Here is a 25,771-nt window from a genome sequence, read left to right on the forward strand (position 1 = left end):
GGCATGCCCACGGAGAAGCGGTCCAATCCGCCTCCGGGGTACGGAGAAGGCGCCGGCTGGTCGTGCGGGCTGTCTCCGAGTTCTCGGGACAGCCCTGGCGACCAGCCGGAGCCTTACCGCGGCGAGCGGTCAGTCGATGGAGTAGGCGAGGTTGGGGCGCAGCCAGCGCTCCACCTCGGCGACCGGGACGCCACGGCGTACCGCGTAGTCCTCGATCTGGTCCCTGCCGAGCCGTCCGACGGTGAAGTACTTCGCCTCCGGATGGGCGAAGATCAGGCCACTGACGGCGGCGGCCGGCGTCATCGCATACGACTCGGTGAGGCCGACCCCGATGGCGGACGTGCCGAGCAGCTCGAACAGGTCGCGCTTCTCGCTGTGGTCGGGGCAGGCCGGGTAGCCGAGCGCCGGGCGGATGCCCCGGAACCGTTCGGCGTGCAGGTCGGCCAGGAGCGGCTGGGCGTCCGGCTCGAACCAGTCGCGGCGGGCCTTGAGGTGCAGGTACTCGGCGAACGCCTCGGCGAGACGGTCGGCCAGCGCCTTGACCATGATGGCCCGGTAGTCGTCGTGTTCGGCCTCGTACTTGGCGGCCAGCTTGTCGGCGCCGTGGATGGCGACCGCGAACCCGCCCAGGTGATCTCCCGAGGGGGCGATGTAGTCGGCGAGACAGCGGTTGGCCCGCCCGGCCGGCTTCTCGGTCTGCTGGCGCAGCATCGGGAAGGACGTCCCGTTGTCCAGCTTGATGTCGTCGCCGTCGGCGTGCGCCGGCCAGAACCCGTAGAGGCCGCGAGCCTGGAACGATCCCTGCGCGATGATCTGGTCGAGCAGCGTGTTGGCGTCGTCGAACAGCTCGCGGGCGACCGGCTGTTCCAGGATGGCCGGGTACTTGCCCTTGAGCTCCCAGGCCAGGAACAGGAACTGCCAGTCGATCATGGCGCGCAGCTCGGCGATGGTGGGCGCCACCTCCCGTACCCCGGTGAAGTCGGGTTTGGGAAGGTCTTCGAAGTCGATCTGCTCGCGGTTGGCACGGGCCTGGTCGAGAGTGAGCAGCGGCTTGGAGTGACGCTGCTCGTGCTGCTCGCGGAGGCGCTGCTGCTCGTCCCGGTTGGCCTCGTCGAGCTTGACCGCGCGCTCCGGGTCGAGCAGGTCGGACACCACGCCGACCACCCGGGACGCGTCGAGCACGTGCACCGTCGACCCGTCGTAGGCGGGCGCGATCCGCACCGCGGTGTGCTGCTTCGACGTGGTCGCTCCGCCGATCAGCAGCGGCAGCCTCATCCCGCGGCGCTGCATCTCGGCACCGACCGCGACCATCTCGTCGAGCGACGGGGTGATCAGGCCGGACAGCCCGATCGCGTCGGCGCCCTCGGCGATCGCGGTCTCCAGGATCTTCGCGGTCGGCACCATCACACCGAGGTCGATCACCTCGTAGTTGTTGCAGCCGAGGACCACGCCGACGATGTTCTTGCCGATGTCGTGGACATCGCCCTTGACCGTGGCCAGGACCACCTTGCCCTGACCGCGGGAGCCCGCCTCCTTCTCGTCCTCCATGAAGGGCAGCAGGTAGGCGACCGACCGCTTCATCACCCGGGCGCTCTTGACCACCTGGGGCAGGAACATCTTGCCGGAGCCGAACAGGTCACCGACGACGCCCATGCCGGTCATCAGCGGGCCCTCGATGACGTCGAGCGGCCGAGGCAGTTTCTGCCGGGCCTCCTCGGTGTCGTCCTCGATGAAGTCGACGATGCCGTGCACCAGCGCGTGGCTGAGCCGCTCCTCGACCGGCGCCTCCCGCCAGGACAGGTCGACCTCACGCTTGGCGCCCGAGCCGGTGACCGTGGAGGCGAAGGTGACCAGCCGGTCGGTGGCCTCCGGATGCCGGTCGAAGATCACGTCCTCGACCAGTTTCAGCAGGTCGGCCGGGATGTCCTGGTAGACGGCGAGCTGGCCGGCGTTGACGATGCCCATGTCCAGCCCCGCCTTGACGGCGTGGAACAGGAACGCCGAGTGCATCGCCTCGCGCACGATGTCATTGCCGCGGAAGGCGAAGGACAGATTCGAGATGCCACCGGAGGTACGGGCACCCGGGCACCGCGCCTTGATCAGCGGGAGCGCGTCGATGAAGTTCTTCGCGTAGCCGTTGTGCTCGGCGATACCCGTGGCGACCGCGAGCACGTTCGGGTCGAAGATGATGTCGTTCGGGTCGAACCCGTCGGCGACCAGCAGGTCGTAGGCGCGACCGCAGATCTCCACCTTGCGCTCGGTGGTGTCGGCCTGGCCCTGCTCGTCGAAGGCCATCACGACCGCACCGGCACCGAAGTCACGGATCCGCCGGGCGTGCGCGAGGAAGACCTCCTCGCCCTCCTTGAGGCTGATCGAGTTGACCACACCCTTGCCCTGCACACACTTCAGGCCGGCTTCGAGCACCGACCACTTCGAGCTGTCGATCATGATCGGGATCCGGGCCACCTCGGGCTCGGTCGCGATCAGGTTCAGGAAGGTGACCATCGCCTGCTCGCTGTCGAGCAGGTCGGCGTCCATGTTGACGTCGAGCAGGTTGGCGCCGCCGCGCACCTGCTCCAGCGCCACGTCGACGGCGGCCTGGTGGTCGTCGGCCTCGATCAGCCGGCGGAACTTGGCCGAACCGGTCACGTTGGTCCGCTCGCCGATCATCACGAACCCGGTGTCCGGGCCGATCTCGAACGGCTCCAGGCCACTGAACCGGGTGGTCGGGGCGGGCGGGGCGATCACCCGCGGAGCCGCGCCACGGACCGCGTCGGCGACCGCCGCGATGTGCGCCGGGCTGGTGCCACAGCAACCGCCGACGAGGTTGACCAGGCCGTCCGCCGCGAACCCGCGGAGCAGCTCACCGGTCTCGGCCGGGGTCTGGTCGTAGCCACCGAACGCGTTCGGCAGGCCCGCGTTCGGGTGCGAGGCCACGTAGACGTTCGACAGGCGGGCCAGGTCGGACACGTGCGGGCGCATCTCGGTCGCACCGAGCGAGCAGTTGACCCCGACGACCAGCGGTTCGGCGCGCTCGATCGAGCGCCAGAAGGCCTCCACGGTCTGGCCGGACAGGGTGCGCCCGGACAGGTCGACGATCGTCACGGAGATCCACAGCGGGATCTCCGGCGCCACCTCACGGGCCGCCGCGATGGCCGCCTTCGCGTTCAGCGTGTCGAAGATCGTCTCGATCAGGAACAGGTCGACGCCGCCCTCGGCCAGCGCCGACATCTGCTCCGCGTAGGTGGCCTTGACCTGGTCGAAGGTGACCGCACGATACGCCGGGTCCTCGACCTTCGGCGACAGCGACAGGGTGACGTTGAGCGGGCCGACCGAACCGGCCACGAACCGGGGCCGCCCGTCTCGGGCCTGCGCCTCGTCGGCGGCCTGCCGGGCCAGCCGGGCGCCCTGCACGTTCATCTCCCGGACCAGGTGCTCCAGCCCGTAGTCGGCCTGGGCGATGCTGGTCGCGGTGAAGGTGTTGGTGGTGGTGATGTCGGCGCCGGCCGCCAGATACTGCCGGTGGACGTCGAGGATGACGTCGGGCCGGGTCAGGATCAGCAGGTCCGGGTCACCCGTGACGTCCTTCGGGTGATCGGCCGGGATCAGCTCGTTGCGGTAGTCCGCCGGGGAGAGCCTGGCGCCCTGGAGCATCGTGCCCCACGCGCCGTCCAGCACCAGGATCCGCTCGGCGAGCAGCTCGCGCAGCTGAGTGACGGTCTGAGTCAACGCCAACACCTCCGATAGTGAGTCGGAGGCGCCCTTGTTTCGGGTGTTTCACCGGTCGAGCGTGACGGGTGTCGGGCCCGCTGCAGCGCCTCTCGGCCGGACCGTCAACGATACCGACTCTTTCATTTGGCGTCGGCGTAGGCACCAACCACTGAGACGTCCAGAGGAAAACGCACCGGGGTGTCGCCGAACAGCAACCGGCCCGCCGATAGCGCGCTCTCCCGGACCGCCTCCACCACCGCTTCGGCCTGCTCCTCGGGACAGTGCACCACCACCTCGTCGTGCACGAACAGGACGAGTTCGGCCTCGGTGCCGGCCAGCCGGGTCCGCAGAGTGGCCAGCAGAACCAGCGCCCACTCGGCGGCTGTGGCCTGGATCACGAAGTTGCGGGTGAAGCGGCCCCGGGCTCGGCCGGGTGGGGGCGCCACCTCGTCCGGCGGGTCCAGGCCGGCGTCCCGCCAGGCGCCCGACGCCGGCGGACAGGTCCGGCCCAACCAGGAACGGACCAGGCCACCGGCCTCACCGGTACGGGCGGCAGCCTCCACATACTCGAACGCGGTCGGATAGTGCCGGCGCAACACGGCCAGGGCCGGGATGGCGTCGCCGCCGGTCTGCCCATACATCGCACCGAGCAGCGCGATCTTGGCCTTGCCCCGGTCACCGTCGAACGAGTCGGTGGCCAGCGCCGCATACAGATCGCCGGCCGCCGCCGCCTTGGCCAGCCGCCCGTCACCGGAGACCGCGGCCAGCACCCGGGGCTCCAGCTGGCCGGCGTCGGCGACCACGAACCGCCGGCCCGGGTCGGCGATCACCGCCCGGCGGACCACCTTGGGCACCTGCAGGGCACCGCCGCCGCGGGTCGCCCAGCGGCCGGACACCACCCCACCCGCCACATACTCCGGGCGGAACCGGCCGTCGCGCACCCAGGCGTCGCACCAGGCCCAGCCGTGTGCCGTCCAGATCCGATACAGCTCCTTGAACTCCAGCAGCGGGGCCACCGCCGGATGGTCGACCTGGCGCAGCACCCAGCGTCTGGTGTTGGGGATGTCGATCCCGGCCCGATGGAACGCCTTCACCACCTCGGCCGGCAGGTCCGGATGCAGGCCGTGGGTGCCGAACGCGGCGTTGATCTCGGCGGTCAGCTCGGCCAGCCGGCGGGGCGGACCCATCGGCTGGGGTGGGCCGAGCAGGTCACGCAGCAGCTCGTCGTGCACGTCGGGCCGCCACGGCAGGCCGGTGTGACCCATCTCGGCGGCGATCAGGGCGCCCGCCGACTCGGCGGCCACCAGCAGCCGGAAACGGCCCGGGTGGGTCGTCTCGGTGATCCGGCGAGCCTGCTCCCCGTACACCTCAAGGAGGTCTTTGATCTCGGGATGATCGGCCGGGACCGCGTCGAAGAGGGCGACCTGGGCGAAACCTGGCGGCTCGGCATCCGGCCGTGGCCGGTCCGGAGGGACCGCAAGGCCGCGCAGTCGGGCGACCGCGGCCGCCAGACTCCGTGGCTCGCCCCAGCGGCCGGCATGGCCGGAGAGTAGTGCCTCGGTGAGCTCCAGATCGTGGCAGCGGGCCACCCGGACCCCGGCCCGCAGCAGCGGTGGGTAGACGTCGGCCGTCGAGGTCCAGAGCCAGCGTGGCTGCTCGGTGGCCTCCAACACGGTGATCTCGGCGGCCAGGTCGGGAACGTGCCACAGCTCCCCCGAGACGGCGCGACCCAGACGGCCACCAGGGCCGTCCGGGTCGGGCACCACAGCTATCCGCACCGGGCCATTGTCACCCGGGGGTATGACAAGTTCGGGGACCGCAGGATTTGACGGCGCCCACTGTCTATTTCACGGCACCCGAGGTCAGACCGGCCTGGATCTGCCGCTGGAAGACCGCATAGACGATGATCATCGGCAGGATGGAGAGCGTCAGCGCGGCGAACAGCTGACCCCACTCGGCCTGGTAACCGGCCGACACGCTGATGTTCGCGATGCCCTGGGTGAGCACGTACTTGTCCTCACTCTGCATGATCACGACCGGCAACAGGTACTGGTTCCACTGGCCGACGATGTTGAAGATCGCGATGCTGACCAGGCCGGACTTCGCCATCGGCAGCATCACCTGGAAGAACCGGCGCACGTGCCCGGCCCCGTCGACGGTGGCCGCCTCCTCGATCTCGTGCGGGAGCGTCTTGAAGAACGCCACCAGGAAGAAGACCGTGAACGACAGCGAATACGCGATGTAGATGACGATCAGGCCGAAGAACGAGTCGAGCAGGTTCATCGCCTGGGCGATGCCGAACAGCGGGGCCAGCGCCATGAAGGTCGGGAAGGCGAGCCCGGACACGAACAGGTAGTAGATGAACCGGTTGCCGGGGAACTTGTAACGGGCCAGCACGTACGCGGCCATCGACCCGAGCAGCATGGTGCCGGCCGTGCTGACCACCACGACGAAGACGCTGTTCAGGAAGTACTGCCCGATGTGCGCCTCGCTCCAGGCGTCCGCGAAGTTGTCGATCGCCCAGCTCTGCGGCAGCCCGAACGGCTCGTCGAGGAAGATCTCCTCGTTGCTCTTGAACGAGGCGAGCGCGACCCAGATCAGCGGTGCGACGGTGGCCAGCGCCCACAGGAAGAGCGCCGCGTGCGCGACCCCGCCGAGCGGGTTGACCCGGCGGCCGGTGTCCTTGGCCGGCACGACCGGCTCGGTGGTCGCCGCGCGGGGAGTCTTGGTGAGGTTCGTCATCGTCTCTCGGCCTCTCTCGGCGATCAGGCGTCGACGCTGTCGGACCGGTTGACCCGCAGGGTCAGCCAGGCGAAGCTCAGGGCCAGGAAGAACAACACGACACCGATCGCCGAGGCGTAACCGGCCTGGGAGTACTTGAAGGCGTTGAGGTAGATCTGCATGCTCAGCACCTGGGTCGAGTTGTTCGGGCCGCCCTGGTTCACGGTCATGATGTTGACCAGCGCGAAGGCGTCGAAGGCGGCGATGCCGAGGTAGATCCAGGCGACCTGGATGTTGCCCCAGAGCAGAGGCAGCGTGATCTTGAAGAAGAGGGTGATCCGGCTCGCCCCGTCCAGAGCGGCCGCCTCGTAGATCTCCTGCCCGATCGAGCCCATGCCGGCTGAGAAGAGCACCACGTAGAAGCCGACCGCCTGCCAGATCAGCACGATCAGGATGCAGGTCAGCGCCCACTTCTCGTCGGCCAGGAACAGCCACGGCTCCCACGAGTCCGGGAGCAGACCGTTGATCATGCCGCTCTTGTCCGGGCCGTACACGCGCTGGAAGATCACCGCGACCAGGGCCAGCGCGAGCAGTTGCGGGAAGAAGAAGACCACCCGGTAGACCTTGGAGCCCCAGACACCCTGGGTCATCCCGCCCTTGGAGCCGCCGCCCACGTTGAGCAGGAAGGCGAACAGCAGGGCGATCGCGATCGTGACGATCGGCAACAGGAGCAGCAGGTAGCCGTTGTGCCGGAGGGCGATCCAGATGACCTCGTCGTTCCACAGCTTCACGAAGTTGTCGAAGCCGACGTCCTTGAAGGTGCCGTAGCCGGACCAGTCGGTCAGCGACAGCCGGAACATCTGGAGATAGGCGCCCACCACGAAGATGGCGTAGAGCGCCACCGGCACGGCAAGGAAACCGATGATGAAGGGGTACTTGCCGTGCCGCATGGCGCTCGACCGTCCTACTGCTCGGGGTGCGGGGTTACCGGGCCGCTCAGGCGCGGGTGTTCTTGGAGATCGAGGAGTCCTTGGCCACGTCCTGGGCCACCTTCTCCATCGTGTCGCAGAACTTCTGTGCGTCGCCGCCGTTGAACATCAGGGCATTGACGGCCTCGAGCGAGGCGTCGTTCATCTTCTTGTACCAGGTGTCCCAGAGGTAACCCATGAAGATGTCCTTGCCGGCCTTGCTCAGCATCTCGTTACCGCTGGTCAGACCGGGCGAGATGGTCTGGCCGTCGGCGGCGCCGGCCACCACGGTGAGCGACTTGGTGAGCTTGGTGAACTCCAGCGCGGCCGCCTTGGAGAGCATGACCCGCAGGTACTCCTTGCCGCCCTGGACGTTGCTGCCCTTGGTCGACGCGAAGTAGATCTCACCCGCGGCCGCGTTGATCGCGGTCGCCGGCAGCTGGTCCGAGGTGGTGACGCTCGGGTACGGCATGACCGCGTACTCGAAGTTCGGCGTGATGCTGGCGGCCTGCTCGTTCTCCAGCCACGAGCCGCACGGGTAGAACGCGACCTTGTCCTGGTTCTGCTGGAGCTGGACCTCGGTGTGACGCAGGCCGAGGAAGCTCTTGTTCATGTACTTGACGCCGATCTGGCCCCACGCCTCGGCCGCCTGCTTGATGGCCGGCGCCGTCCAGGCACCCGGCTTCAGGTTGTCGAGGTCCTTGAGGACCTGCTCGGTGCCGATCTTGGCCGCACTGGTCATGATCGCGCGGACCATGTAGTACGACGCGTTGGCGCCCGCGTAGGCGAACGGGGTGATGCCGGCCGCCTTGATCTTGTCGCACAGGGCGATGAAGTCGGCCCACGTGGTCGGCACGGTCCAGCTGTTCTTCTCGAACAGCTTCTTGTTGTAGTACAGGCCGAAGACGGTGAAGGAGTAGTTCACCGCGAACGGCTTACGACCACCCTCGACGTCGTAGGTGCCCTGCTCGATGGCGCCCGGAACCAGCGTCTCGGCGACCGTCTTGCCGGTGACGTCGAACGACGGCGCGGCGAAGAGGTCGGTCAGGTCGGCCGCCTGGCCGGCCTTGACGATGGCGCCGAAGTCCATCATGTCGGCGCCCGAGTTGTTGATCATGTCGGGGGCGGTGCCGGAGTTCAGCCGCGGCTTGATCGTGGTGGCGATCTGCTCGGTGGCCGAGTACTTGACCTCGGACTCCGGCCACTTCTTCTTGTACATCGGAGTGTCCACGTCGGTGGCGTACTTGGTGCCCAGGCCGCCGTCGAAGATCACGATCTCGACCGGCGCCTTGGTGTCGATGCCGAGCGGGTTGTCCGCCGACTTCGTACCGGTGGCCTGGTCGTTCTTCTCGTCCGAGCCGCCACCCACACAGGCGCTGAGCATGCCCACCGCCGGGGTCGCCGCCAGGCCGACCGCGGCGGCACGACGCAGCAGGCTACGACGGTCCAGCTCGGATTTCGTTATGTCAGACATCGATGTTCCTCTCGGGTCAACCCTTGACGGCGCCGGCCGTCAGACCGGTGGCGATGTTGCGCTGAATGATCAGGAAGAAGACCACCACGGGAATGGACGTGATGATCGCACCGGCCATGAGGGGGCCCCAGGCGGTACCGCGTTCGGTCTGGTTGTAGAGCAGCCAGGCCATCAGGTTCTGTTTCTGCGGGTTGTTCAGGGTGTTGATGATGATGAATTCATTCCACGCCTGGATGAACCCGTAGACCGAGGTCGCGACCAGACCGGGGCCGGTGAGCGGCAGGATGATCCGCCAGAACACCTGGGCCCGGGTACAGCCGTCGATCATCGCGGCCTCGTCCAGCTCCCGGGGGATGCCGGAGATGAAACCGCGGAGCGTCCACACCGTGTACGGCAGCAGCAGCACCAGGTACACGAGTGCGACGCCGACCAGTGAGTTGGTCAGGTTCGCGCCCTGCAACATCAGGAAGAGCGGGATGAGCAGAGCAAGGAAGGGCACCAGCTGTACGGCCAGGATGACCAGGATGATCGCCTTGCGTCCGTAGAAGCTGAACCGGGCGATCGCGAGTGCCGCGAGGAACCCTACGACCAGGGCGGCGGCAACCGCCATAGCCGTGATGATCAAACCGTTGATCATGCTCGGGATGAAGAGTTCCTCACCGAGCGCCGACTTGAAGTTGTCCAGCGTGAAATCGTTCGGGAAGAACGTGGGCGTGAAGCTGCGAACCTCGGAGTCCGGCTTGAACGCCGTGTTCAGCACCCAGTACACCGGGAAGATCATGACCAGGCCGAAGACGATACCGGTGGTGTTCGCGAAGAACGTACCGATACGGCTACGCCCGACGGTGATGACGCCGTCGTCATGCCTCGCCATCAGTCCACCTCCCCGATCTTGAACATCTGGCGGATGTAGAAGACCATCACGCCGAGCATCAGCAGCACCGTGATCACCGAGATCGCCGAGCCGTAGCTGTAGTTGGACCGCCCGAAGGCCTGCGTGTACGAGAACGTCGCCAGGGTCTGGTAGACCGGCTCCGGATGCCCGTCGCGCAGCGCCCAGTTCTGGGTGAAGAGGCCGAAGTTCCAGATCACCGACAGCGTGGTGACGATCATCAGCAGCGGCTTCAGGATCGGCAGGGTGATGTTGCGCAGGGCCTGCCAGGCCGAGGCGCCGTCCACCGTCGCGGCTTCCAGCAGCTCCTTCGGGACCTGGGTGAGACCGGCGCTCAGCGAGATCGCCAGGAACGGGATGCCGGCCCACACCACCAGCGTGGTGATCACCGCCCAGCCCTCCCAGGGATTCACGAACCAGCTGTGCGTCGCGTAGTCGAAGCCCAGCTCGGTGAGCACGTAGTTGAGGACACCGAAGTCGGAGTCGGTCAGCCAGCGGAACGACTGCGCGGCGACCAGCTGGGGCAGCGCCCAGACGAACATCATCGCGATCATCATGAACAGCCGGACCTTGGCGTGCACCCGGCGCATCAGCAGCGCGATGCCGAGGCCGGCCAGGACCGAGAGGGTCACCGACACGACCGTGAAGGCGGCGGTACGGCCCACGACGCCCCAGAAGACGCTGTCGGTCAGAGCCTTCGTGTACTGGTCGACACCCGCCCACGGCGGCGTCTTACCGGAGAACAGCTCCTTCAGCCGCATGTTCTGGAAGGACAGCACGATCATGCGGTAGAGCGGGTAGGCCAGCATCGCGACCAGGATCGCGAGCGTGGGCAGGGAGAGCAGCCACGCCACCCGGGAGTCGCGCTGGCTTCGGTTGCGTACCCGGGCCACGTGCCGCGGCGGCGGTGCCTGCGGCGCCTCCGCCGGGTTCGGCCGGGAGTCGACGGCGTGCATCAAAGATCCTCTTCCACCGTGAGGAGGGGGTGTGCCGCCCGCCCGGCAGAAGGACGAGCGGGCGGCACGGGTCATCAGGCCTCGTTGAGCGTCGTGGCGATCTGCTCGTCAGCCCACTTGGCACCGTCGGCGACCGACTTCTTGCCGGTCAGAATGTCGGTCAGCATGGTCTGGAGGATGGAGGCCTTCTCCACGTCGGCCCACTTGGGGGCGTTCGGCGGGAACCAGCTGCTCTTCGCGGCGAGCGCGGCCGGGGCGATCTTCGGGTTGTCGGTCGCGGCCTTGTCCAGCAGGCTCGTGGCGTTCGGCAGCGCACCGCCCTTGACCAGGCCCTCCATCGACTTGCTGTCGGTGAAGGCCTTGATCCACTGAGCGGCCAGTTCCTTGTTCTGGCTCTTGGCGGTCACGCCGAGGTTCGAGCCACCGAGGAAGGACGGAACCTCCGGCAGCGGCGCGGCGGCCAGCTTGCCCTTGACCTTGGTCGGGACCAGCGGAGAGGTCGGGTCGTTCGGGTCCTTACGGACCTCCTCGGCCACACCCTGCTCCCAGGCGTTGCCGTAGAAGATGCCGCCGGAACCCTGGGAGAAGATGCCGGCCTGCTCGTTCTCGTTCTTGGTGACGTCAGCCTTGGAGTACTTCTTGGTCAGGTCGACCCACTTCTGCAGGCCCTCCTGCGACTGCGGGGTGGAGAGCTGGCCGACCCACTTGTCGCCCTCCTTCTTCGCGATCTCGCCGCCGGTCGACTTGACCCAGGACATCGCGGCGTACCAGTACTGGCCCGGCATGTAGAAGGCGCTGAACTTGTTGTCCGCGGCGTTGCCGGCCTGCAGCTTGTCGGCGGCGGCCAGCAGGTCGGCGTAGGTCTTCGGGGCGTCGGTGATGCCGGCCTTCTGGAAGAGGTCGGTGCGGTAGATCATCACGCGGGCACCGGCGTAGTAGGGCACGCAGTAGACCTTGCCGTCGGACTCGCAGGCACCGGAGAGGCCGGAGAGCCAGGTGCCGGAGTTCTCGAAGTCACCCTTGTTCAGCTCGGCGAAGCCCTCGGAGAAGACGTACTTGGAGAACTCGGTGTTGCCGAGCTCGACCACGTCCGGGACGTCCTGGCCGGCCAGGGTGGCGTCCAGCTTGGTGAGGTGGTTGGCCCACTGCTGGTACTCGACGGTGACCTGCGCGCCGGTGGCGTCGGTGAACCGCTTGGAGGCGTCGTCGACGACGGCCTTCCAGGAGGTCTCGGCGTCGACCATGAGCCAGACCTTGATGGTCTTGCCCTTGCCGTCGACCTGGCCGTTGGCCGAGGTCGCGCCGTCGTCGCTGCTGGTGCCGCCACAGGCTGCGGTCCCGAAGAGCGACGCGGCGAGCGCCGCGGCGACCGCGATCTTGCGCTTCACTTTTCCTCCCGAAGGGATTTCATTCTTTGAAAAGGGTTTCATCAGCTGTCCTTCACGGCCTTGTGCCCGTGCACCGCTTGCGCGGTGCGCTGGAACGCGGCGTGCGAACGTTCGTGGGTTCGTTGCGCGACGGCGACGTACAGCAGGTCGAGAACGACAAGCTGGGGGTGGCGGGCGCTGAGCGCGTCCGGCCGGAAGGTCGTCGCCTGGGTTGCGGTGAGCAGAACGATGTCCGCCAACTCGGCCAGCGGGGATCGGGGGAAGCTGGTGAGCGCGATCGTGGTGGCGCCCCGGCTGTTCGCTTCCGCGAGCAGCTCGATCGTCTCGCCGGTCTCGCCACTGTGCGAGATGCCGAGCGCGACGTCGCCGGGCCGCGACAGCGCGGCGCTGGCCAGACCGTTGTGCACGTCGGTCCAGGCCCACACCGGGATGCCGATGCGATGCAGACTGAACTGCATCTCCTCGCCGACCAACGCGCTTCCGCTGGCGCCGAAGATGTTCACGCGTTGCGCGGCGGCTATCGCCACCGCGGCCCGCTCCACCTCGCCCAGGTCCAGCAGCGTGGCGGTGTCGTGCATGGCCCGCGTGTCGGCCGCCATGATCTGGCCGAGGACCCGTTCGAGCGGATCGTTCGGCTGGATCTCACGGCCGATGTCCACGGTCCAGCCGGCCGAGCGAGCCCGGCCGGTCTCCGCCGCGATGCCGAGGCGGAGGTCCGCGTAACCGTCGAAACCGACCGCCCGGCAGAACCGGGTGATCGTGGCCGGCGAGGTTCCGCTGCGCTCGGCCAACTCGACGATGGTGGCCCGGGAGGCCGCGGCCGGATCGGCGAGCACCTGCTCGGCGACCCGCTGCAGCGCCCCGGTGAAGTCCGGCAGCAGCGTCCTGACACGAGCGAGCACCCCGTCAGCCGGTGCGCGATTCACGCCGTTCGTGGTGATTCGCTCGCCCCCGTGGTCACTCCCGATCCGGGCGGCGCCGCGAACCAGCGAGTCGGCGACCGCGGTCGACGCGGTGCCGTCCATCTCCGGCTCAGCCATCGGTCACCCTTTCAGGAAGGACTGTTTACTGTCGCGGTAAAAGTTCTTACTAAAGGGCCCCTACTGTCAAGACTGTGAAGGAAGTTTTCAAAACCGTTACCGGCCAGGGCGAATGAACGCGTGTTTCGGCGGCGGCGCATGACAGCCATCGATCCCCAAATGGCCGAAACGACGTGACCGCCATCACATGTCCGATTTACGACCGTTTTCAACCCATCCATTGGTTGAGCGCGAGATGGCCATTCGGCCACCACGAGGTGGGTCTTTCGGACGATCTCAGTGACGCGGCGAAACCTCTCCGTCACGCAGGAAACAAGATCAAAAAAATTTCCGGTACGGGCCACCCGCCGCTCAGACCACGAAAGTGGGTGCCTGGCTCATCCGAATGGCCGGAAATCTGCCCTTTGGTCAGTGCCCGCGGAGCGCCGTGGAAGCATCGAATGATCGCTTCACAAATCAGGAGAAAAGGGCATGCGACTGCTTCCCGTATTCGTCGGCGCGATCGTCGCCGGCAGCGTCCTCGCCCCCGCCCCGGCCCACGCGGCGATCCGATTCGACCCGGCCACCAACACCGGGTTCATCGACGGCGAGGACGTCCGCAAGGCCTTCGGCTGGGACGAGGCCGGACTGGCCCGCAACGCCCCGGAGGTACGGTTCACCTATCACGTCGGCAAGGAGGCCGGATACGCGGTGACCTGCGAGAAGGGCGTCCGGGTGGAGGTCGGCCACAACCCGGGCAGCACCAGCGCCGGCCTGGTCGCCGTGGTCACCTGGAACCGTGCTACCCACGAACTCACCGGCTTCCGGATCACCGGGGCGAGCAGCGGCGCCTCCAGCATGGACGTCGCCCCGGAGCCGGGCCTGCCCTGCCCGGACGAGCGGGGCGGCGACATCCGCTCCGCGAAGTATGTGAACACCACCGTGATCACCGGCCTGTCCGCCGAATTCCGCGACGTACAGGCTTACTTCCCCCAACAGCGCACCGTGATCACCGACCCACCGAAGCCCTGACACCCACCGCCGCTCCGCCGCACCGCGACCCCGCCGCACCGCCGTAGCGCGGCCCCATCACACCGCCGCACCGCGACCTCGCGACCCCACCGCACCGCCGTAGCGCGGCTCGTCACCCCGCCGCACCGCCGCACCGCGACCCCGCCGCACCGCCGCACCGCGACCCCACCACACCGCCACACCGTCATACCGCCGCACCGCGACCCCGCCGCACCGCCGCACCGCCGCACCGCCGCACCGCCGCACCGCCGCATGATCATGTGGGGTCCCCCCACGGCAGCCCGGACTCGCATGTCTGCGGGAAGGGTGGCCGCAAGAGCTGCAGCGATCTTGTGAGGCTGCGCCAACGACGGCACCCACATCACAAGATCACGCAAACGCGACGGCGAGGCGAGAACCACCACCCCTATTGCCTTCGCGATCTTGCAGGGTTGAGCGAACCGTGGCGCCCAGCCTCACAAGTTCCCGGAAACGCGACGGCGAGGCGAGAACCGCTGCCCCTATTGCCTTCGCGATCTTGCAGGGTTGAGCGAACCGTGGCGCCCAGCCTCACAAGTTCCCGGAAACGCGACGGCGAGGCGAGAACCGCTGCCCCCGCCCCCTTCTTCCCGATCTTGCAGGGTTGAGCCAACCGCGGCACCCAGCCTCACAACATCGCGCAAACGCCACGACGAGGCGAGAGCCGCACCCCGCCTCCCCTTCGCGATCTTGCAGGGTTGAGCCAACCGCGGCACCCAGCCTCACAAGATCCCGGAAAGGGCCGGGCCGCACGGATTGAGGGAACTGGCGGAGGGGTGGGTGGAAGGGGCCGGGAGGGAAGGGCGGCAGAGAGGGGCCCGGGGCAAGGCCCGCCGGAAATGCGGCGCAGCCACAGGCGGCGCAGCCACAGGCGGCGCAGCCACAGGCGGCGCAGCCACAGGCGGCGCAGCCACAGGCGGCGCAGCCACAGGCGGCGCAGCCACAGGCGGAAGGGCACAGGCGGAAGGGCACGGAAGGAACCGACCGGGGCCGCGGGCTCGGGTGGACGGGGTGGGTGCGGAGGTCGGTGGCGGTGGGCTACTCGGCGGTTTCTCGGACCGCCTGGGCGAAGACCTCGGAGCGGTGTTCGAAGTTGCGGAAACGGCCGTAGCTCGGGGCCGCCGGGGACAGCAGCACCACACCGCCGGCTGGGGTCACCTTGCGGGCCAGGCGGACCGCGTCGATCAGGTCCTCGGCCGGTTCGGTGCGGACCCTCGGGAGCCGGGCCAGCGCCTCCAGGATCCGGGGGCCGCTGTCCGGCAGGCCGATCACGGTGAGTTCACGGTCGGCGAGGAAATCGCGTAACGGTGTGTAGTCGAGGCCGCGATCGGTGCCGCCGACCAATACGGTGAGTGGCCGGTTCTCGTACGCCTCGATGGCGTGCATGGCCGCGTAGGGACTGGTCGACAGGGTGTCGTCGACGAACGTCAGCCCGGACGGGTCCTCGATCTCGGCCAACCGGTGCGGCAGCCCGGCGAAGTCACGCACGGCCGCCTCCAGGACCGCCCGCTCCCCCGGCACGTCGACGCCCATGCCGTCCAGCACGGCCAGCGCCACACACAGATTGCCCTCGTTGTGCCGGCCCTTGAGCCGCAACGTGTCCCGCTCGAACAGCGCCTCGTCACCGCACCAGAACCGGCCGTCCTCGACCCGGAACCGGGAGTCCGCAGCGGCCGCCGCGACCGGCGGGAAGTGGTTCACGTCGAGGATCCCGCGGATCTCGTCGCGCAGCCGCTGGTCCGTCCCGTTCACCACGATCAGCTCAGGTCCGTACCCGAGAAGGTTTAGTTTGTCCCGATAATATTCGCGCTCGCCACCGTGCGCGTCGAGGTGCTCCGGGAACAGCGAGGTGACCACCGCCACCCGGGGCGAATCGGTCAGGTCGGCGCACTGATAGCTGGACAGCTCCAGCACGTAGAGCTCGGCCTCGGGCATGTCGAGCAGCGGGACGCCGATGTTGCCGCCGTAGGCGTTCGGCCGCCCGACCGCGGTCAGCAGGTGGCTGATCAGGCTGGACGTGGTGCTCTTGCCCTTGCTGCCGGTCACCCCGACGGTCGTCGCGGCGTGCTCGGCCATCCACAGCGCGCTGCCGCCGGTGACCGGGATCCCGCGCTCCCGCAGCTTGATCATGAACGGGTGGGTGGAGGGCACCCCGGGCGACCGGACCACCACATCCGCACTGGCCAGGGCCGCGAAGGCGTGCTCGCCACCGGCCAGTGGGGCCAGCTCGGCCAGCTCCCCGGTCCACTCGACGGACAGGTAGCCGGCACTGTCGTCGACCGCGATCAGGCGGGACGGCTCGTGGCGGGCGATCGCGATCACCGCGGCCCGGCCCTCCCGGCCGGTCCCCCAGACCGCCACCGATCGGCCCCGCAGGTCTGCCAGGCGCACGTTGGTCTCCTCGGGTCGCGCCGTCCTCGGACGCACTAATATTGCCCCTCGACCTTCACGACAGGAGTTCCGGGTGCAGTTCGACGTCATGCGCTTCCCCTCGTACGCGTTCGATCCGGCGACAGGGGTGGCGACGTTCGACTACCTGCTGGACGGGCCGTCGCCGCTGCGGTTCACCGAGACGATCACCCTTCCGGTGCCCGCCGATCCGGCCGTTCCGGAGGCCCTGACCAGGGTGCTCGACCTGCTGCACGTGGTCGCCGGGGTGAGCTACTTCAAGGTCGGCGCGCCGGCCCGGGTGGTCGCGCCGAAACCGGTGCCGGTCGAGGCGGCCGCCTTCTTCACCGCCGTCTACACCAAGGGCATGGCGGAGTACGCCTACCGCAACCGGCTGCCACACGTGTTGGAACTGACCGTCGAGACACCGGGTGTGCTGCCCGCCACCACACCGTCCGACGCCCCCGCCGGCCGGCCGCTCTCCGCGGTCGGCGGCGGCAAGGACTCGATCGTCACGCTGGAGATCCTGCGGGCGGCCGGGCTCGGCCCGGTGCCGTTCTCGGTCAACCCGAACCCGGTGATCGAGAACGTGAACGCCGCCTCCGGCCTGCCCGCGCTGGCCGCCCGGCGCAAACTCGACCCGCGGCTCTTCGAACTGAACAGGGCCGGCGCACTGAACGGGCACATCCCGGTCACCGCAATCAACTCGCTGATCTCGATCGCCACCGCGGTCTGGCACGGGCTCGGGCCGGTGGTGATGTCCAACGAGCGGTCCGCCTCCGATCCCAACCTGATCTGGAACGGTCACGAGGTCAACCACCAGTGGTCCAAGGGGGTCGAGGCGGAGGGGCTGCTGCGGGACGCCGTCGCGGCTTACGCGGGGCTCACCGACCCGTACTTCTCTCTGCTCCGCCCGCTGTCCGAGCTGCACATCGCGCAGCTGTTCGCCGGTCACACCGCGTACGACGACGTCGTCACGAGCTGTAACAAGGCGTTCAAGCTGCACGACCCGACGGCCCGCTGGTGCGGTGACTGTCCGAAGTGCCGGTTCGTCTTCCTGGCGATGGCACCGCACATGTCACGCGAGCGGCTGGCGCACATCTTCGGGCACGATCTGTTCGCCGACCCGGCCCAGACGCCCGGGTTCCTGGAGCTGCTCGGGGTCGACGCGCACAAGCCGTTCGAGTGTGTCGGCGAGGCCGAGGAGTGCCTGGTCGCCCTCTCGATGCTGACCGACGACGCGCCGGTGCTGGTCGCGTTGCGGGCTGCGGTGCCCGACTCGGCGTGGGCCGACGCATCGCACTCCAACGTCTTCACTCCGGGCGGGCCGAACCACATCCCGGCGGCCTACCGCAAGCTGCTGGACGCCGCGGCCACCTGACCCAGCAGGGCCTTGAAGGACGCGTACGCCGCCACGCCCACCGTGGCGGCGGCGCGTTCCTCGATGGCGGCCACGATCGCGTCGGAGCGCTCCATCTGGTCCAGGCCGCGGACGGTCGGCACGATCAGTTTGGCGCGGCGGTCGCTGGGGTCGGGGCGGCGTTCCACGTACCCCAGGGTCTCCAACTCGTCGATGAGTTTCCCGACGACCTGTTTGTGCTGGCCGGAGTGCCGGGCCAGATCGGTGGCCCGGCTGCCCTCGACGTCCAGGTGGGCCAGGACCGCGCCGTGCTGCGGCCGGAGGCCCGCGTGGCCCTGCTCGGCCAGCGTGGCGAACAGCTCGCCCTGCACCGAGAAGAGGAGCCGGCCGGCGAGCACCCCGAGGTCCGGGTCCTGCTGTTTCCGTTCACTGCGCCGCATTCGCGAGATGGTAACAGTCGTTCATAGTCACCCATGTTGACTATATATTCCGGTGACTATAGGCCGGTGGCCGGCTCGTGGTCGACCGGCTGACCCGCCAACGGCCGTACTGGGCACCCGGCCGCGCCTACGGCTACCACGCGTTCGTGATCGGTGCCTCGCCGCCTGGATCAACGTCCCGGCCATGCGTGCTCTCGGCCAGTCCTCGGCCGGTGGTGTCGCCGGTGCCCGCGGCCTGGCCCACATGTACGCGGCCGCCCTCTGGGGCACCGGCGGCACCGCGCCACTGCTCGAACCGACCGTCCTCGCCGAGTTCGCCGCCGTCTCCTCTCCCGGCGTCGACCTGGTCACCGGTGAACGCGGGCACTTCGGGCTCGGCTTCGAAATCCAGCACACCCGCTATCCGGGCCTCAGCCCGTCCGCCTTCGGCCACTCCGGGACGGCCGGGGCCAACGCGTTCGCCGACCCGGTCCGCGACATCACGTACGCCTACACCCGCCGCGTTTTCGGCCCCGGCGGAGCGGCCCCGGAGAACGCCCCACTGGTCGCCGCGGTCCTCCGGGCCCGCTGACCTTCCGGCCGGCTCTCAGCGCTGTCTCCCGGGCCTCGGGACAGCCCGGAGAGCCGGCCGAAGGGCTGGCCGGGCGCCGGGCGGTAACCTCGCCGGGATGGGTGACGAGATCTATGTGGGGAACGCCGACCCGGACGCATTGGCCGACCGGGGCTGGTTGCTGGGGCACTTCAAGCCGGAGGGCGACCCGCGGCACAGCACCGACGTCGAGATCAAGTGGGGCCGGCATCCACGGGGCGACAGACGCGCCGAATGGGTCCGCGGCGAGGACCGGACCGCTCTGCTGGTGCTGATCAGCGGCTGCTTCCACATGGAGTTTCCGGAGCGCACCGTGGTCCTCGACAAGCGGGGCGACTACGTGGTCTGGCAGCGCGGGGTGGACCACTCCTGGTACGCCGCCGAGGAGTCCGTCGTCCTCACGGTGCGCTGGCCGTCGATCCCCGGCTACGCCGTCCGCTGAACCCCCACCCTCGAAAACAGCCCGCACACCCCGACCGGCTGGCTGTCAGTGCTGTTGACAGCCCACCGGAGCAGCTCCCAGGGCCGGCCGGCTGAAGAGAACAGCGTGGACTGTTCGGTGAGGGTCGGATTCGGCCCGGCGGGCGCGTTCGGTCGGGAGGCTGTGGTCGCTCGCGTGGCGCGGCGGGACGGGGAGGGATGCGGTCGGGGGCGGTGAACGGCGTACCGCCGAGGGTTATTCGGGTGGATCGTGGTGGATCCGCGTGAGTGGGACGCCGAGCTGTTGGAGCGCGGCGCTGGTCCCGGCGATCATGAGCGGCGGACCGGCCAGGTAGATCTCGTGGCGGGACCACTCGCCGTAGGCGGCGACCGCGTCGGTGACCAGGCCCGACGGGTACGGCCCGGGGTCGCCCTCGGCGACGACCGGGATGACCGTGGCGCGCGGGATCTCGGCCGCGAGCGCGGTGAGCGCGTCGATGTCGTAGAGCTCGGTCAGGTCGCGGACGCCCCAGAACAGGACCGCCTGGCGGGTGTCGGCGGTGGCGGCGAGCTCGGCGAGCATCGCCTTCATCGGCGCCACCCCGGTGTCACCGGCGATCATCAGGACGCCGCGGCCAGGCTCGGCGGGGAGGGCCATCTCACCCTCGGCGCGGGTGACACGGATCCGGTCGCCGGGGCGGGTGTGGTGGACCAGGGTGCCGCTGACGCCGGTCTCGGTCTTGGCACGGACGTGCAGCTCGATGACGTCGTCCCGGTGTGGGGCCCCGGCCAGCGAATACGGCCGCCAGATCCCGGGGACACCGGGGACCTCGAAGCGGGCGTACTGGCCGGGCCGGTACGGCATCGGCAGGAACGGGCGCAGCCGGACCACAGCCAGGTCGTCGCGGCGCAGGTCGTGCTCGACGACCTCGGTGTCCCAGACGGTCGGCTGGTACGCGGTGAGCGTCCCCCCGTGCACGATCCACTCGTAGGTGTGCTGCCACGTCCAGCGCCACGCCTGGTCGAAGTCCTGCCGCCAGGCGCCGGGGGCCATCCCGGTGCGCATCGACTCGGCGAGGGCCGCGCCGACCAGGTGCAGCTGGTTCCACTGGATGCCGCACTCGGCGAGCGCGGCACCGACCGCGGAACAGCCGGTGACCAGGGCGGGCGGATCGTCCATGGTGTGGATCAGCCAGGTGATCGCCCGGGCCAGTTGGGCGCGCTGGCCGTCGGGCGCGCCGGGCAGCGAGTCGAGCAGGGCGGGCTGGGCCTGCTGGAGGGCGTGCCACAGGCGGCCGGCCACCTCGTCGGCGCCACCGGCGAAGGTGAGGCTGGTGCTGAGCAGGCGCTGGGTGTCGCGGAGGGCGGCGTCGTCGGCCGGGTCCATGCCGTCGCGGCCGGGGCCGGAACCGGCGCCGGGCAGGGTGCGGCCGGGGAAGCGGCGCGGGATCGACGGATAGTTCTGTGCGGACGGGAACTCGGTGCCCGGCGCGCCGATCGGTCTCGCCCCGGCGAGCGGCGGGATGTGCGGCACCGGTGTCGCGGGGCCGGACGGGTTGACCCCGCCGACCGGTGGAACCGCCTTCATACTGCTCCGGCCCAGGGTGCCGCCGGGGTCGCCGCGCCAGAGCAGGCCGGCGTCGGGGCGGGGCTTCTCCGGCTCAGTGTCCTCTTTCTCCTTTTTCTTCTTCGCGCTGATCTCAGACAGCGCGGCGGCGGCGTCGGCCGCACCGGCGGCGGCGGCGTCCGGAGCGTTCTGGCGCAGCCGGATGGCGCGCAGCAGGGACAGCAGATGCGGATCTGACCCCGGACCCGAACCAGACGACACAACCGAACCCTACCCGCAGGCCCCACCGGGCACGCCGCGAATAATGCCGTTGTGCCCGCACTGACCATCACCGACCCGGACGACCCGCGGATCGGCGACTACCGCGCCCTCACCGACGTCGAGCTACGGACCCGCTGGGAACCGCCGAACGGGCTGTTCATCGCCGAGGGGGAGCTGGTGATCGGGCGGGCGTTGCGGGCCGGGTACCGGATGCGGTCCGCGCTCGTCGACGAGAAACGCGTGGACCAGCTGTCCGGGCTGCCGGCGGACGCGCCGCTCTACACCGCGCCGCCGGGCGTGCTGGAGTCGATCACCGGGTTCCATGTGCACCGGGGGATCCTGGCGTCGTTCCACCGGTCCGAACTTCCCGACATTTCGGATATCCTGTCCACGGCGCGCAGCATCGCGGTGCTGGAAGGGTTGAACACGCACACCAACCTGGGCGCGCTGTTCCGGAGTGCGGCCGCTCTCGGCATCGACGCCGTGGTGCTGTCGCCGAACTGCGCGGATCCGCTGTACCGGCGGGCGGTCCGGGTCAGCATGGGCGAGGTGTTCGCCATCCCGTACGCGAAGTCCGACGACTGGCCGGGCACCCTGGCGGCGATCCGGGCGGCCGGGTTCACCCTGCTGGCGATGACACCCGCCCCCGACGCGGTGTCGCTGCGCGCGCTCACCCCGGCGCAGCGGGAACGGCCGGCCCTGCTGCTCGGCGCGGAGGGCCCGGGGCTGACCCGGACCGCGCTGGCGGCCTCCGACGTCCGGGTGGTCATCCCGATGTTCAACGGGGTCGACTCACTCAACGTGGCCACCGCCGCCGCCGTCGCGTTCTACGAGCTAGGAGCGGGGAACCAGACGGCCACCGGTCCAGGCCAAACCCATTCCGGCGGCCAGCAGCAGTAGCGCCCCGACGGTCGGGACCGGCTGGTCCATCGTGGTGCCGGCGCCCATCGCCAGGGCGGCCAGCATCAGCAGCACCCCGTCGGCCGGGTTCACCAGCTTCGACCGGAAGACCGCCCAGCCGAGCAGCAGCAGCCCGGCCGCCGAGATGACCACGGCGGCGGCGAGCAGGTCCGGGACGTGCCCGGCGGCCAGCGGAGCGCTCTCCTCGACGGCCGCCTCACTCAGACCGGCCAGCGGGACCAGCATGGTGCCGCCGGCCAGCGTGACGAGCAGCCCGGCCAGCGCGCACCGCCTGGTCCGGGAGCCGGCGAGCAGGCCGGCCAGGGCGATCACCGCGATCACGGCCAGCCAGCCGGCGAGCAGCCCGACCACGAGCGGGCCGGGCTGGCTCTGCACGCCGAGGGTGAGCCAGCCGTAGAGGACCGCCGAGGCCGGCAGCGCCCACAGGGCGAGCCGGGCGTACCGCCGGACCGACCAGATCCAGATCGCGTCCCGGACCGGCATCGGGTGTCCGTCCAGCTCGACCGGGGTCGGTGCGCCGACCCAGGCCGGGGCGACCCGCAGGGGCCGCCCACTCGCCGTCTGACGATGGCTGATGCTCATGGCTCCGCCTCAGTAGCAGGGGCAACAAGCCGAGCGGCCGGGGGCACCGGTCGGAATCCTGCTGCGAGCATGCCGCACCGCGCGCCTGGATTGCGGCCGATCTCACATATTCAGCGTTTCTCGATGTGCTCCGCCCCGTCGTAGTCGGCGCCGCCCAGAGCGGCGGCCGGCGGAATGCTCTCCGGGGCCGGCAGAGCCTCGTTGTCGAGGGCCCGCGCCTCGGCGGCCGCATCGGCCGCGGCGGCCTCCGCCTCCCGCTCGATGGCGGCCGGGTCGAGGCCACCGTCGCGCGGCACATCGCCGGCCATGTTGGCCAGGCCGCCGAGCGCGCCACCGAGACCCTCCAGGGCCTTGGTCAGCTCGGTCGGCAGGATCCACACCTTGTTGGCGGTGCCGTTGGCGATCTGCGGCAGTGACTGCAGGTACTGGTAGGCCAGCACCTTCTGCGACGGGTTGGCCTGGTGGATGGCGTCGAAGACGGTCCGGATGGCCTTGGCCTGACCCTCGGCCTGCAGGATCCGGGCCTGCCGGTCACCGTCGGCGCGCAGCACCGCGGCCTGCTTCTCACCCTCGGCGGTGAGGATCTGCGCCTGCTTGTGACCCTCCGCGTTCAGGATGGTGGCCCGGCGCTCCCGCTCCGCGCGCATCTGCTTCTCCATCGAGTCGCGGATGCTGGGCGGCGGCTCGATCGCCTTGATCTCCACCCGGGTGACCTTGATGCCCCAGCGGCCGGTGGTCTCGTCGAGCACGCTGGACAGGTGCTTGTTGATCTGGTCGCGGCTGGTCAGGGCACGCTCCAGGTCGAGGGAACCGATCACGTTGCGCAGCGTGGTGACGGTGAGCTGCTCGATCGCCTGCAGGAAGTTGGAGATCTCGTAGGTGGCCCGCACCGGGTCGACCACCTTGAAGTACAGCACCGTGTCGATCGAGACGACCAGGTTGTCCGAGGTGATCACCGGCTGCGGCGGGAACGAGACGACCTGCTCACGCATGTCGACCTTGGTCCGGACCGAGTCGATGAACGGCACCAGCAGATTGAGGCCGGGCGAGAGGGTGCGCTGATATTTACCGAGCCGCTCGACCACGTCCATCCGCTGCTGCGGAATGATCCGGACCGACTTGGCCAGGGTGATCACCGCGAACATGACGATCGCGATGCCCAGAACCGCCAGAACCACTTCCATCACGCGCTCCTAAATATTGGGCAGGTCGTCGTGCCACACCAGGAGAGTCGCGCCGTGCAGCTTGACGACCCGGACACGGTCGCCCGGCACGAAGGTCTCCTTGTCGTCCACGGAGCGGGCCTGCCACAGCTCCCCGTCGATCTTGATCATGCCGCGGTCGCCCGTCACCTCCTCGATCACCGTGCCGAGCGAGCCCGCGATCGCCTCGATGCCGAACGGCCGGTCCCCCGTCTCCAACGCCGGTTTGGCGTGCCGCAGGATGACCGGGCGCAACGCCGCGACCGAGATGCCGGACACCACGGCGAAGACGATCAGCTGCACCAGCAGGTCCGCGCCGAGGGCCGCCGCACCGGCCGCGGCGAGAGCACCGGCGGCGAAGAAGATGACCAGGAACGTGGTGGTGAAGGCCTCGGCGATCGCGAGACCAATGGCGAGGACGACCCATAACACGGCTTCCACTCCCCGATCGTGGCACGTCCGCGCACGCTCCGAACAGTTAGACCCATGAGTTCGTCAGGAGGAGAGGACACAGCGTGACGTTGCTTCCGGAGACGTGCCGCCGCATCGATGAGATAGCCACCCGGGCGCAGTCCACCGGCCGGGTGCCGTCACTCGCTCTCGCCGTCGTCCGCGACCGTGTGGTGTTGCACTTCGCGGGCGCCGGTGAACAACCGCACCCGGACCCGAAGACCCAGTACCGGCTCGGCTCGATCACCAAGACGATCACCGCGACGATGGTGATGCAACTGCGCGACGAGGGGTTCTTCGCCCTCGACGATCTGCTCTACCGGCACCTGCCGGGCACCCCGATCGGCGGCGTCACCCTACGCCAACTGCTCGGGCACGTGTCGGGGCTGCAGCGCGAACCGGACGGCCCGTGGTGGGAACGCCATCCGGGCGGGGACGTGGACGCGCTGCTGGCCGAGTTGACCTACGAGAAGCTGGCCGGTGCGCCGTACCGCCGCTATCGCTATTCGAACCTGGCCTACGGCCTGCTCGGCGCCGTGCTGGAACGCGTCACCGGCGCCACCTGGAGTGAGCTGGCCGGCAAACGGGTCCTCGACCCGCTCGGCATGAAACGCACCAGCTACCACCCGATGGAGCCGTACGCCCGCGGTTATGTCGTGCACGCCCTCAGCGGCGCCCTGCACGAGGAGCCGCGCCCGGACACCGGCGCGATGGCCCCGGCCGGGCAGCTCTGGTCGACGATCACCGACATGGCCAAGTGGGCCGGGTTCCTGGCCGACCCGGCGCCCGCGGTCCTGGCCCGGGAGACGGTCGACGAGATGTGCGCGCCGGTGGTGATCAGCGATCTGGAGTCGTGGACCGCCGGGCACGGACTCGGGCCGCAACTGTTCCGGGTCGGCGAACGCGTCTACGTCGGACACGGCGGCTCCATGCCCGGCTATCTCGCGCACATCGCGGTGCATCGTGGCAGCCGGCTCGGCGCGGTCGTCTTCGCCAACGCCTACGGCCTCGACAACACCAGCATCCAGCAGGTCAGCCTGGACGCCCTGACCGCCGCCGTGGACAGCGAACCGGTCGGAGTCCCGGTCTGGCGCCCACCGGCCGCGCCACAGGGTGAGGCCGCCGAGATCTGCGGTCGCTGGTGGTGGATGGGCCGCGAACACTCGATCACCCCCGACGGCGACACGCTGCTGATGTCCGGGCCGTTCGCCGAGACGCGCTACGCGCGCGAGGCTCCGGACCGCTGGCGCGGCCTCTCCGGCCCCAACGAGGGCGAGGTCCTGCGTATCCTCCGCGATCCGGACGGCCAGGCCGAACGCCTGGACATCGCCACCTTCCGCTTCAGCCGCGACCCCATGCACCTGGCCTGATCATTCGGTACGCCGTGGGCCGCCCCCGACCGCGACCACCCC

21 protein-coding genes are annotated in these 25,771 nt (G+C 69.3%); 6 read left to right on the forward strand and 15 right to left on the reverse strand.

Features of this window, described 5'->3' with window-relative positions; all coding sequences use genetic code 11:
* Positions 1-129: 129 nt before the first annotated feature.
* The 9 genes from metH to Q0Z83_RS34645 all read right to left on the reverse strand — a co-directional run bounded on the left by metH (position 130) and on the right by Q0Z83_RS34645 (position 13,150).
* The gene (gene metH, locus Q0Z83_RS34605) at positions 130-3,729 is read right to left on the reverse strand and encodes a methionine synthase (RefSeq protein ID WP_317787451.1); all 3,600 of its coding nucleotides are present in this window, start codon (positions 3,727-3,729) and stop codon (positions 130-132) included.
* A gap of 122 nt (positions 3,730-3,851) precedes the next feature.
* Complete coding sequence (locus Q0Z83_RS34610) at positions 3,852-5,489, reverse strand: bifunctional 3'-5' exonuclease/DNA polymerase (protein ID WP_317787452.1); 1,638 nt, start codon at positions 5,487-5,489, stop codon at positions 3,852-3,854.
* A gap of 64 nt (positions 5,490-5,553) precedes the next feature.
* Complete coding sequence (locus Q0Z83_RS34615) at positions 5,554-6,453, reverse strand: carbohydrate ABC transporter permease (RefSeq protein ID WP_317787453.1); 900 nt, start codon at positions 6,451-6,453, stop codon at positions 5,554-5,556.
* Between the two features lie 23 nt (positions 6,454-6,476).
* Complete coding sequence (locus Q0Z83_RS34620) at positions 6,477-7,382, reverse strand: carbohydrate ABC transporter permease (RefSeq protein WP_317787454.1); 906 nt, start codon at positions 7,380-7,382, stop codon at positions 6,477-6,479.
* 46 nt (positions 7,383-7,428) lie between these two features.
* On the reverse strand, positions 7,429-8,874 hold the full coding sequence (ngcE, locus tag Q0Z83_RS34625) for an N-acetylglucosamine/diacetylchitobiose ABC transporter substrate-binding protein (RefSeq protein ID WP_317787455.1): 1,446 nt from the start codon (positions 8,872-8,874) through the stop codon (positions 7,429-7,431).
* Positions 8,875-8,890: 16 nt separating this feature from the next.
* A complete protein-coding gene (locus Q0Z83_RS34630) occupies positions 8,891-9,748 on the reverse strand; it encodes a carbohydrate ABC transporter permease (RefSeq protein WP_317787456.1) in 858 nt (285 codons plus the stop codon).
* On the reverse strand, positions 9,748-10,722 hold the full coding sequence (locus Q0Z83_RS34635) for a carbohydrate ABC transporter permease (RefSeq protein ID WP_317787457.1): 975 nt from the start codon (positions 10,720-10,722) through the stop codon (positions 9,748-9,750). The genes Q0Z83_RS34630 and Q0Z83_RS34635 overlap by 1 nt, the downstream gene beginning before the upstream one ends.
* A gap of 74 nt (positions 10,723-10,796) precedes the next feature.
* Positions 10,797-12,110, reverse strand: coding sequence for an extracellular solute-binding protein (locus Q0Z83_RS34640; protein ID WP_317787458.1), 1,314 nt, complete (start codon positions 12,108-12,110; stop codon positions 10,797-10,799).
* A 41-nt stretch (positions 12,111-12,151) separates the two neighbouring features.
* Positions 12,152-13,150 (reverse strand): MurR/RpiR family transcriptional regulator, encoded by a 999-nt coding sequence (locus Q0Z83_RS34645; protein WP_317787459.1) that lies wholly within the window; start codon positions 13,148-13,150, stop codon positions 12,152-12,154.
* A gap of 471 nt (positions 13,151-13,621) precedes the next feature.
* On the opposite strand from Q0Z83_RS34645, the gene Q0Z83_RS34650 reads away from it, so the two are divergent.
* Positions 13,622-14,161, forward strand: coding sequence for a hypothetical protein (locus Q0Z83_RS34650; protein ID WP_317787460.1), 540 nt, complete (start codon positions 13,622-13,624; stop codon positions 14,159-14,161).
* 1,056 nt (positions 14,162-15,217) lie between these two features.
* On the opposite strand, the gene murD is transcribed toward Q0Z83_RS34650, so the two are convergent.
* Positions 15,218-16,570: a UDP-N-acetylmuramoyl-L-alanine--D-glutamate ligase gene (gene murD, locus Q0Z83_RS34655; protein ID WP_317787461.1), complete on the reverse strand. Its 1,353-nt coding sequence runs from the start codon at positions 16,568-16,570 to the stop codon at positions 15,218-15,220.
* An 88-nt stretch (positions 16,571-16,658) separates the two neighbouring features.
* Between murD and Q0Z83_RS34660 the strand changes: the two genes are divergently transcribed.
* Entirely contained in the window at positions 16,659-17,948 is a 1,290-nt protein-coding gene (locus Q0Z83_RS34660; RefSeq protein WP_317797189.1) for a hypothetical protein, read from the forward strand.
* Here the strand turns inward: Q0Z83_RS34660 and Q0Z83_RS34665 are convergent.
* On the reverse strand, positions 17,915-18,367 hold the full coding sequence (locus Q0Z83_RS34665) for a MarR family winged helix-turn-helix transcriptional regulator (RefSeq protein WP_317787462.1): 453 nt from the start codon (positions 18,365-18,367) through the stop codon (positions 17,915-17,917). The two genes, Q0Z83_RS34660 and Q0Z83_RS34665, sit on opposite strands and share 34 nt — an antisense overlap.
* A gap of 184 nt (positions 18,368-18,551) precedes the next feature.
* On the opposite strand from Q0Z83_RS34665, the gene Q0Z83_RS34670 reads away from it, so the two are divergent.
* Both Q0Z83_RS34670 and Q0Z83_RS34675 read left to right on the forward strand, forming a co-directional pair.
* Positions 18,552-18,938, forward strand: a complete 387-nt coding sequence (locus Q0Z83_RS34670) for a serine hydrolase (protein WP_378078808.1) — start codon at positions 18,552-18,554, stop codon at positions 18,936-18,938.
* Positions 18,939-19,035: 97 nt separating this feature from the next.
* The gene (locus Q0Z83_RS34675; RefSeq protein ID WP_317787464.1) at positions 19,036-19,398 is read left to right on the forward strand and encodes a cupin domain-containing protein; all 363 of its coding nucleotides are present in this window, start codon (positions 19,036-19,038) and stop codon (positions 19,396-19,398) included.
* 234 nt (positions 19,399-19,632) lie between these two features.
* On the opposite strand, the gene Q0Z83_RS34680 is transcribed toward Q0Z83_RS34675, so the two are convergent.
* A complete protein-coding gene (locus Q0Z83_RS34680; RefSeq protein ID WP_317787465.1) occupies positions 19,633-21,204 on the reverse strand; it encodes a flavohemoprotein in 1,572 nt (523 codons plus the stop codon).
* Between the two features lie 51 nt (positions 21,205-21,255).
* Between Q0Z83_RS34680 and Q0Z83_RS34685 the strand changes: the two genes are divergently transcribed.
* Positions 21,256-22,104 carry a TrmH family RNA methyltransferase gene (locus tag Q0Z83_RS34685; RefSeq protein ID WP_317787466.1) on the forward strand — a complete coding sequence of 283 codons (849 nt, stop codon included), beginning with the start codon at positions 21,256-21,258 and terminating at the stop codon, positions 22,102-22,104.
* Here the strand turns inward: Q0Z83_RS34685 and Q0Z83_RS34690 are convergent.
* The 3 genes from Q0Z83_RS34690 to Q0Z83_RS34700 all read right to left on the reverse strand — a co-directional run bounded on the left by Q0Z83_RS34690 (position 22,039) and on the right by Q0Z83_RS34700 (position 24,350).
* The gene (locus tag Q0Z83_RS34690) at positions 22,039-22,707 is read right to left on the reverse strand and encodes a hypothetical protein (RefSeq protein WP_317787467.1); all 669 of its coding nucleotides are present in this window, start codon (positions 22,705-22,707) and stop codon (positions 22,039-22,041) included. The genes Q0Z83_RS34685 and Q0Z83_RS34690 overlap by 66 nt on opposite strands.
* A gap of 110 nt (positions 22,708-22,817) precedes the next feature.
* Positions 22,818-23,891: an SPFH domain-containing protein gene (locus tag Q0Z83_RS34695; protein WP_317787468.1), complete on the reverse strand. Its 1,074-nt coding sequence runs from the start codon at positions 23,889-23,891 to the stop codon at positions 22,818-22,820.
* A gap of 9 nt (positions 23,892-23,900) precedes the next feature.
* Complete coding sequence (locus Q0Z83_RS34700) at positions 23,901-24,350, reverse strand: NfeD family protein (protein ID WP_317787469.1); 450 nt, start codon at positions 24,348-24,350, stop codon at positions 23,901-23,903.
* A 74-nt stretch (positions 24,351-24,424) separates the two neighbouring features.
* On the opposite strand from Q0Z83_RS34700, the gene Q0Z83_RS34705 reads away from it, so the two are divergent.
* Positions 24,425-25,729 (forward strand): serine hydrolase domain-containing protein, encoded by a 1,305-nt coding sequence (locus tag Q0Z83_RS34705; RefSeq protein WP_317787470.1) that lies wholly within the window; start codon positions 24,425-24,427, stop codon positions 25,727-25,729.
* Positions 25,730-25,771: the final 42 nt, after the last annotated feature.

The organism is Actinoplanes sichuanensis, from assembly GCF_033097365.1.
In the GTDB taxonomy this organism is placed as follows: Bacteria; Actinomycetota; Actinomycetes; order Mycobacteriales; family Micromonosporaceae; genus Actinoplanes; species Actinoplanes sichuanensis.

Excerpts from the sequence above, each read along its gene's own strand:
- Q0Z83_RS34615 (WP_317787453.1), bottom strand. The coding sequence starts at position 6,453 with ATGACGAACCTCACCAAGACTCCCCGCGCGGCGACCACCGAGCCGGTC.
- Q0Z83_RS34620 (WP_317787454.1), bottom strand. The coding sequence starts at position 7,382 with ATGCGGCACGGCAAGTACCCCTTCATCATCGGTTTCCTTGCCGTGCCG.
- ngcE (WP_317787455.1), bottom strand. The coding sequence starts at position 8,874 with ATGTCTGACATAACGAAATCCGAGCTGGACCGTCGTAGCCTGCTGCGT.
- Q0Z83_RS34630 (WP_317787456.1), bottom strand. The coding sequence starts at position 9,748 with ATGGCGAGGCATGACGACGGCGTCATCACCGTCGGGCGTAGCCGTATC.
- Q0Z83_RS34635 (WP_317787457.1), bottom strand. The coding sequence starts at position 10,722 with ATGCACGCCGTCGACTCCCGGCCGAACCCGGCGGAGGCGCCGCAGGCA.
- Q0Z83_RS34645 (WP_317787459.1), bottom strand. The coding sequence starts at position 13,150 with ATGGCTGAGCCGGAGATGGACGGCACCGCGTCGACCGCGGTCGCCGAC.
- Q0Z83_RS34650 (WP_317787460.1), top strand. The coding sequence starts at position 13,622 with ATGCGACTGCTTCCCGTATTCGTCGGCGCGATCGTCGCCGGCAGCGTC.
- Q0Z83_RS34660 (WP_317797189.1), top strand. The coding sequence starts at position 16,659 with ATGCGCTTCCCCTCGTACGCGTTCGATCCGGCGACAGGGGTGGCGACG.
- Q0Z83_RS34665 (WP_317787462.1), bottom strand. The coding sequence starts at position 18,367 with ATGCGGCGCAGTGAACGGAAACAGCAGGACCCGGACCTCGGGGTGCTC.
- Q0Z83_RS34670 (WP_378078808.1), top strand. The coding sequence starts at position 18,552 with ATGCGTGCTCTCGGCCAGTCCTCGGCCGGTGGTGTCGCCGGTGCCCGC.
- Q0Z83_RS34675 (WP_317787464.1), top strand. The coding sequence starts at position 19,036 with ATGGGTGACGAGATCTATGTGGGGAACGCCGACCCGGACGCATTGGCC.
- Q0Z83_RS34690 (WP_317787467.1), bottom strand. The coding sequence starts at position 22,707 with ATGAGCATCAGCCATCGTCAGACGGCGAGTGGGCGGCCCCTGCGGGTC.
- Q0Z83_RS34695 (WP_317787468.1), bottom strand. The coding sequence starts at position 23,891 with ATGGAAGTGGTTCTGGCGGTTCTGGGCATCGCGATCGTCATGTTCGCG.